Genomic DNA, 5989 nt, shown 5'->3' on the forward strand with positions numbered 1-5989 from the left:
CGGTGGTGCTGGGGCGTGGCCGGGAGGAACTGCTCGACGGTCTGGAGGCCCTGGCCACCGGCGCGGAATCGGCACGCGTGGTGCGCGGCACGGCAGGCGGCCTCGGCAGCACAGCACTCGTGTTTCCGGGCCAAGGGCCCCGCTGGATGGGGATGGGCCGGGAGCTCTACGAGACCTTCCCCGTCTTCGCGCACAGCATCGACGAGACCTGCGCACGCCTCGATCCGCTGCTCCCGTTCGAGCTGAAGCCGCTGCTGCTCGCCGGCGAGAACGAGGAAAGCCCGGCCGACCGGACCGACATGGCGCAGCCCGCGCTGTTCGCGCTCCAGGTGGCCCAGTACCGGCTGATGGCGCAGTACTGCCCGCCACCGAACCACCTGATCGGCCACTCCGTCGGCGAGATCGCCGCCGCGCACGTGTCGGGAGCGATCGACCTGGACGGCGCGGCCATGCTCGTGGCCGCTCGCGGACGGGCCATGCGGAAGGTCACCGAGCGAGGCGCCATGCTGGCCGTGCGCGCCGCCGAGGACACCGTGCGGACGCTGCTCCACCCGTACGAACACGTCGACGTCGCCGCGGTCAACGGGCCGGAGTCGGTCGTCGTCTCGGGCGCCCGCGGCGAGGTGTACGAACTCCGGGATCGGCTCGTCGCCCTCGGCACCCCCGTGAAACCGCTCAAGGTCGACCACGCGTTCCACTCGCCCCTGATGCGACCGGTCCTGGACGAGTTCGCCGGTACGCTCGGCCCGCTCACGGCGGGCGAGATGGTGATACCCGTCATCTCCACCAGAACGGGCCGCCCGGCCGCGGTCGAGGAGCTGACCTCCGTCGAGCACTGGGTGCGTCACGTCCGCGAACCCGTCCGGTTCCACGACGCGGTGGAGTGCGCCCGTACCGCGGGCGCGACCGTCTTCGTCGACGCCGGGCCGGGATCGGCACTCGCGAGCACCACCGAGGACGCTCTCGCCGCCGCGGGCGTGGACGGCGCCGTGGTCCTCTCGCCGGCCCGGCAGGGCCGAGGTCAGGTGCGGGCGCTGCTCGGCGCCCTCGCCCGGCTGCACGTCCGGGGCGGGACCGTGGACTGGGGCGCCTTGATCGGGACGCGGCAGCAGGTGGACCTCCCGACCTACGCCTTCCAACGGGAGCGGTACTGGCTGGACTTCCTCGCCGGGACGGACACCGGGACCGTGACCTCGGTGGGCCTGTCGGCCCCCGGACACCCGCTGCTCGGCGCCGCGGTGGACCACCCGGGCACCGGCGAGGTGGTGTTCACCGGCCGGTGGTCCCTGCCGACCCACGACTGGCTGGCCGATCACCTGGTGTTCGGCTCGGCCGTCCTGCCGGCGACGGCCCACCTGGACATGGCGCTGTCCGCCGGCGCCGCGGTCGGATGCGCCGCCGTCGAGGAACTGTCCCTGGAAGTCCCCCTGGTCGTTCCGGACTCCGGCGGCCTGCTGGTACGGGTGGTCGTCGGCGCGGCGGACGACGGGGGCCGGCGCTCCATCGACGTGTACTCACGTCGTGACGAGGACGAGAACGGGGACGGGGACGGGGACGGGGGGACGGCGGACGGCTGGACCAGGCACGCGACCGGGACCCTGACGCCGAGGACGGCCGGGGGGACCGACCGGACACCCGCGCTCGCCGAGTGGCCGCCGGCCGGGGCCGAGCGGCTCGGCATCGGCGATCTCTACGAACGCTTCGCGCACCTCGGCTTCGCGTACGGTCCCGCCTTCCGCGGGCTGAGGGACGTATGGCGCCGCGACGGTGATCTCTTCGCCCTGGCCACGCTGCCCCCCGCCGTCGCCGACGGCCCTGCCGACGCCCGGTTCGCCCTGCATCCGGCCCTGATCGACGCCGCACTGCACGCGGTGGTGGCCGGTGGCGGCCTCGACGTGGCCGGGGGGCAGACGTGGCTGCCCTTCTCGTGGTCCGCGGTGGACCTGGTCGCGGAGTGCGGTCCGAGCGTGCGACTGCGGATCTCGCCCGCCGGTGACGACGGCGTCGTGTCCGTGACGATCGCCGACGAGCAGGGCCACGAGGTCGCCCGCGTCGGCGCCCTGGCGTTCCGGCCGGTGAGCCCCGAGCACCTGCGCACGGTGCGCGGCGGGCCCGAGCGATCGCTGTTCGAGCTGGCGTGGCGCCCGCTCCAGGAGAGCGGGCGGGAGACCGGCCGCCGCCGGTTCTCCGTTCTCGGCGAGGAACGGGGCGCCGCCTCGCGCCTGGCCGCCGTCGGCGACGGCGTCGTGTTCCACGCGTCCGTCGAAGACGTCCTGCGCCAGGAACCACCCCGTGACCTCGTCCTGTGCCTGGACGACCTCGTGCACACCGACACCGGCCTGCTCGGCGCGGTCGGGGGCACCGGCGCCCGCGTCCTGGACCAGGTCCAGCGGTTCCTCGGTGAGGAGCGGCTGGCGGACACCACGCTGGTGGTGCTCACCCGTCGGGCCGTCGACACCGACGGGGAAGGCGTCGACAGCCTCCCCGGCGCCTCGGTGTGGGGCCTGATCCGGTCCGCGCAGAGCGAGCACCCCGGCAGGTTCCGGCTGCTGGACATCGACGACGAGGAGTCGTCCTGGGCACGCCTGCCGGCCGCCCTCGCCGCGGACGAGAGCCAACTCGCCCTGCGCAACGGGACGTTGCTCGTCCCCCGGATGGTGCAGAGCGGCCCCGCGCCCCACCGCATCGATCCACCGGCGGCGGGTGCGCACCGGCTGGGCATCCCCGTCCGCGGGACGCTGGAGAACGTGACATGGGTCGCCTGTCCGGAGGTGGAAGCGCCCCTGGGGAGCGGCCAGGTACGCGTCGCCGTGCACGCCGCGGGGCTCAACTTCCGGGACGTCACGATCGCCCTGGGGCTGGTGGAGCGCACGGCCATCGACGACGGGCTCGGCAGTGAGGGCGCCGGAACGGTGACGGAGGTCGCCCCCGACGTGACGCGGTTCGCGCCGGGCGACCGGGTGATGGGCAGCTTCTCCGGCGCCTTCGGCCCGGTGGCCGTGGCGGACCAGCGCATGCTCATGCCCGTTCCCGACGGGTGGAGCTACGCCGAGGCCGCGTCCGTACCCGGTGTCTACATCACCGCCCACTACGCGCTCTTCCACCTGGCGAAACTGGAGAAGGGCCAGCGGATACTCGTCCACGCCGCCGCGGGAGGCGTCGGCATGGCCGCCGTGCACCTCGCCCGGCACGTCGGCGCCGAGGTCTACGCCACCGCGAGTCCGGCCAAGTGGCCGGCCCTGCGCGCGCTGGGTCTCGACGACGAGCACCTGGCATCGTCCCGCGACCTGGAGTTCGCCGGGAAGTTCCTGGACACGTCCGACGGCCGCGGCGTCGACGTCGTGCTGAACTCCCTCACCCACGAGTTCGTCGACGCCTCGATGACGCTGCTGCCGTCGGGCGGCGACTTCATCGAGATGGGCAAGACCGACATCCGCGACCCCCAGCAGGTCGCCGCGAGCCACCCGGGAGTGGTCTACCGGGCATTCGACCTCTACGAGGCCGGTCTCGACACGCTCCACGAGATCTTCCTGGCCGTCATGGAACTGTTCGCCGACGGGCGGGTGTCGCGCCTCCCGCTCACCGTGTGGAACGTCCGCGACGCGCGCAGGGCGTTCCGCGAGATGAGCCAGGGCCGGCACACCGGGAAACTGGTCCTCGACACGGGCGACGGCTTCGGCGGCGGGACGGTACTGGTCACGGGCGGCACCGGGGGCGTCGGCTCGCTCGTCGCACGGCACCTCGTCACCGAGCACGGTGTACGCAGCCTGGTGCTGGTGAGCCGCCGGGGAGCGGCGGCCCCGGGTGCCGCCGGTCTCGTCGCCGAGCTGACACGGGCCGGTGCGCTCGTCAGGGCCGTGGCGTGCGACGTCGCGGACCGGGCGGCGCTGGCGGACGTGCTCGCGGACATGCCCCCCGAGTACCCGCTGACGGCGGTCGTCCACGCGGCGGGCGGGCTCGATGACGGCACCGTCGAGTCGCTGACCGGGGAGAGCCTCGAACGGGTGCTGCGCGCCAAGGCCGGCGGCGCGATCAACCTGCACGAACTGACCCGGGGACACAACCTTTCCGCGTTCGTCCTGTTCTCCGCGCTCGCCGGCACGCTGGGCACCGCCGGACAGGCCAACTACGCAGCGGCCAACGCCTTCCTGGACGGCCTGGCAGCGCAACGCCGGGCGGCCGGCCTGGTGGGTGCCTCACTGTGCTGGGGCTGGTGGGAGCAGAGCACCGGCATGACCGAGGACCTGAACGGCGCCGACGTCTCCCGGGCCCGCCGGCTGGGCATCGCCCCGATGCCGACCGACGAAGCGCTGGCACTCTTCGACGCGGCACGCGCGGCCGGCAAACCGGTACTCCTCCCGGCCCGCATGGACATCCCCACGCTGCGCGCCGGCACCGGTGACGAGCTGCCGGCGCCGCTGCGCGACCTCGTCGACGGCGGTCGTCCGCGCCGCGACCCGGCCGGCGCGGACACCGGCGGCCCGCTCGGCCTGCCCGCCGGGCTGGCCGCGCTGTCCGGCGAGGAGGCCGAGACGGCCGTACTCGCCTGGCTCCGCGAACAGGTCACCATCGTGCTCGGACACCCGTCGGGTGCGGCCGTCGACATGGACCAGGCATTCACCCACCTGGGCTTCGACTCGCTCACCGCCGTCGAACTGTGCAACCGGCTCGGCTCGGCCACCGGGCTGCGCCTGCCGTCCACCCTGGTCTTCAACCACCCGACACCACGTGAGATGGGGCGGTACCTGCTGGAGCGGCTCCGTCCGGCCACGGGTCCCGGTGACGCGGACGACGAGGAGATACGTGCGCTGCTGCGCAGCGTCCCGATCGACAGGCTGCGCGGCGCGGGACTGCTGGAACCGATCCTGGCCTGTGCCGACCCGTCCCGAACCGCCCCCGCCCCGGCCCCGGGCGCGGCCGGGGACACGGTCGAACTGACCGCCCTGGACCTGGACGCACTGGTCGACCTGGCTCTGAACGAGGGGGATGAGTGACATGAGTGATGCCACCAATCGTGCCGCGGAGCGGGTCGAGCGGGCGCTGCGCGTGGTGCTGGCGGAGCGCGACCGGCTCAGGCAGGAGAACGAGGCCCTGAAGGCGGAGCGCTCCGAGCCGATCGCGGTGGTGGCCATGGCGTGCCGCTACCCCGGCGGGGTGACGTCGCCCGAACAGCTGTGGGAGATGGTGCGCGCGGGGGTGGACGCGGTGGGCGAGTTCCCACGGGACCGCGGGTGGCGCGACGTGTACGACCCCGACCCCGAGACCGTCGGCGGCTCGTACGTGCGGCACGGCGGGTTCCTGACCGACGCGGACGCCTTCGACCCGGAGTTCTTCGGCATCGGCCCCCGGGAGGCGCTGGCGATGGACCCGCAGCAGCGGCTGCTGCTGGAGACGTCGTGGGAGGTCTTCGAACGGGCCGGCATCGTCCCCGCCGACGTGCACGGCACCAAGGTCGGCGTATTCACCGGAATGAGTTCGTCCGAGTACGGGGCGCGGTTCCTGGAGGGAGAGAAGAACGAGCTCGAGGGCTACCTGATGCAGGGCAGCGCGATGAGCGTCGCCTCCGGCCGGGTGGCCTACCACCTCGGGCTCACCGGACCCGCGATGTCGGTGGACACCGCGTGTTCGTCGTCGCTGGTCGCCCTGCACCTGGCGGTACGGTCACTGCGGGCGGGGGAGTCCTCGCTCGCGCTGGCGGGCGGTGCGCTGGTGATGGCGACGAACGAGATCTTCGTGGAGTTCTCCCGGCAGCGCGCGTTGTCCCCCGACGGCCGGTGCAAGCCCTTCGCGGACGGGGCCGACGGGACCGGCTGGGCCGAAGGGGTGGGTGTGCTGCTGCTGGAGCGGCTCGGCGACGCCCGCCGCAACGGGCACCCGGTGCTGGCCGTCGTCCGGGGTTCGGCGGTGAATCAGGACGGGGCGTCGAACGGGTTGACGGCGCCGAGTGGGCCGGCGCAGCAGGGGGTGATTCGGGCGGCGTTGGCGGATG

2 protein-coding genes are annotated in these 5989 nt (G+C 73.7%); both read left to right on the top strand.

The genetic code is table 11. The features are described from left to right. Positions 1-4994: SDR family NAD(P)-dependent oxidoreductase (locus IG88_RS0137370; RefSeq protein WP_037837542.1), on the top strand; the 4994-nt coding region annotated here is incomplete at its 5' end. After that, a partial coding sequence (locus tag IG88_RS0137375; RefSeq protein WP_199807551.1) for a polyketide synthase occupies positions 4987-5989 on the top strand: 1003 nt, incomplete at its 3' end. The genes IG88_RS0137370 and IG88_RS0137375, both read left to right, overlap by 8 nt.

It is taken from the genome of Streptomyces sp. NRRL F-5650, from assembly GCF_000721365.1.
Classification (GTDB): Bacteria; Actinomycetota; Actinomycetes; order Streptomycetales; family Streptomycetaceae; genus Streptomyces; species Streptomyces ardesiacus.